This is a genomic window from Flavobacterium cupreum (assembly GCF_003996965.1).
In the GTDB taxonomy this organism is placed as follows: domain Bacteria; phylum Bacteroidota; class Bacteroidia; order Flavobacteriales; family Flavobacteriaceae; genus Flavobacterium; species Flavobacterium cupreum.
On the sequence record NZ_QWDM01000156.1, the window covers coordinates 1 to 327 of the forward strand.

At 70.6% G+C, this 327-nt stretch carries 1 protein-coding gene; it reads right to left on the bottom strand.

Annotated elements, in window-relative coordinates; translation table 11 throughout:
- Positions 1 to 327: Mur ligase domain-containing protein (locus D0817_RS27020; RefSeq protein WP_238160961.1), on the bottom strand; the 327-nt coding region annotated here is incomplete at both ends.

Sequence of the window (327 nt, forward strand, 5' to 3'; positions counted from 1 at the left end):
ATCATCGGCGACAAATTCAGGAACGAGGCGTCCGATTCGTCGGCCTCGGCCACCAGGTAGTCGCCCGTGCCGAGCTTGGCGTTGGCGCCGGCGCTGTTGAGGCGCCCGCCGATCACGAAGGTCGGATCGAGCCCGCCCTGCGCCAGCACCGAGGCGACCAGGCTGGTGGTGGTGGTCTTGCCGTGGGTGCCGGCGATGGCGATGCCGCGCTTGAGGCGCATCAATTCGCCGAGCATGATCGCGCGCGGCACGATCGGCACCTGGGCCGCGCGCGCGGCGACCACCGCCGGATTGTCCTGCTGGACCGCGGTCGAGGTGACCACGGCG